The organism is Lysinibacillus sp. A1 (assembly GCF_000801965.1).
GTDB lineage: Bacteria > Bacillota > Bacilli > Bacillales_A > Planococcaceae > Lysinibacillus > Lysinibacillus fusiformis.
Genome location: NZ_JSZM01000044.1, coordinates 1 through 1,832, shown reverse-complemented (window position 1 = coordinate 1,832; position 1,832 = coordinate 1). Strand labels below are relative to the sequence as shown.

Sequence of the window (1,832 nt, the reverse complement as noted above, 5' to 3'; positions counted from 1 at the left end):
GAGGCTGGGACAAAACTAGCTGATATTCAAGATAAAAGGGAAATCGATGCTGTTCGATTTCCCTTTTTGCTTATTTGACTAAGATTTTCCACTATTTTTACCTTATTGCTTGATTAATGGCAATATATTTCCGAAGATTTACTGCCATTAATGCTAAGCCCATTTCGTTTTCAACCTTCGGTTTTCCGCGTACCGAAAATCGAGTGAAACGTAAATTAGCTTTCAAGAATCCGAAAACTGGTTCCACATCGATTTTGCGTTTTCGATAGATGGCACTTGATTTCTCTTCTGAAAGCTTTGCTTTTACATATTCTTTTTGTTGTTCCCATTTTTCATTCACCATGATTTTTCGGTTGTTGCCTTCTTTCGCTTTTGTACATGATGAACGGAACGGGCATCCCGAACAGTTTTCGCATTCGTAGATTTTGTGCGTACGTTGGAAGCCCGTACGATCATTTCTTACAGATTGATATGTAAATCTGAGATGTTTCTGATAGGGGCATGTATAGGTATCTGTTTCTTCATCATACTGCCAATTGTCTGAGTTAAATTGGCTTTGTTTGTGCTTTTTCTTTTGTTCTTTCCGATACAGGTTATATGTAATAAGTGCTTCTCGCTTTCTGTTCGAAAGGATATCATGATAGTTTTGTTCACTACCATAACCTGCGTCTGCGACAATATATGTTGGTAACTCAAAATAATGTTTCTCTATTTCATCTAGAAACGGAATTAACGTACGGGTATCCGTCGGATTTGAAAATAAACTATAGGTAAGTACGTATTGTCCTTCTGTTGCGATTTGTACATTATAGCCTGGTTTTAGTTGTCCGTTCTGCATGTAATCGTCTTTCATTCGCATAAATGTCGCATCTTTGTCCGTTTTTGAATAGCTGTTACGTGTATCAAGAATCTCAAAATCTTTTTCGTACCTCTGCTTACGCATCATCCAGTCATGTACTTGTTTTAACAGTTGCCTAGGCGTTTTTCGTTCACTACGCAACTGTTTACGCAGAGCGACATCATCCGTGCTATCTATTTTGTGTGTGTAGTCCTCCGCAACTTCCTCTAACTTCTCAGCGATTTGTGAGAGTTCTTCAATAGAAAGCTGCTCCTCATCCTCACGCTGTATTTTTGGTATGATTTGTTTTTCAAGTAACTCGCTGTACAATTGATTAGATTTTTCAACGAGACGGCTATGATGCTTTTCGACTGCCTTCTTCCAAACGAATGTGAATTTATTGGCATTGGCTTCAATTTTCGTACCATCAATAAAAATGGCTTCTTGATCGATGACTTTTTCTTGTACAAGCTGGACACGAAACTGTACGAAACATTGGCGAATGAGATCTTTCATATCGGGATGAACACGAAAACGATTGATCGTGCGGTAGCTGGGTTCATAACCTTGTGCAAGCCACATCATACGTATACTGTCTTTGGTGAGGTCCTCAATTTTACGACCGGAGAAAGCAGATTGGGTGTAGCCACATAAAATAATTTTAAGCATCATGCGTGGGTGATAAGATGGGCAACCTGTTTGTCGTTGAAATGAGCCGAAGGCTCTCTCTGGAATACTTTCGACTAAATGATGGATGGCAAAAGCAATATCATTTTCTTGTAATTGAACTGCTAAATCTAGAGGTAAAACTAATTGATTCATGTTATAATTTTTAAACATAAGGACCCTTCTTTCTGTATAATTTGGTTGTGGTGACTTAATTTTATCAGAAGTGGTCCTTATTTTTTATGAAAAAATGTAAAGCGTGTGAAATTTTACTGATGGTAAAATTTCACACGCTTTTTAATTTAGAGGTGGGTTTTGTCCCAGCCTC

The 1,832-nt window shown here is 37.9% G+C and carries 1 protein-coding gene; it reads right to left on the bottom strand.

Annotation, left to right across the window (positions count from 1 at the left end; genetic code table 11):
- Window positions 1-97: 97 nt before the first annotated feature.
- On the bottom strand, window positions 98-1,678 hold the full coding sequence (locus PI85_RS22910; RefSeq protein ID WP_036121761.1) for an IS1182 family transposase: 1,581 nt from the start codon (window positions 1,676-1,678) through the stop codon (window positions 98-100).
- Window positions 1,679-1,832 lie beyond the last annotated feature (154 nt).

Coding starts and splice junctions, on each gene's coding strand:
- PI85_RS22910 (WP_036121761.1), bottom strand. CDS start 1,678: ATGTTTAAAAATTATAACATGAATCAATTAGTTTTACCTCTAGATTTA.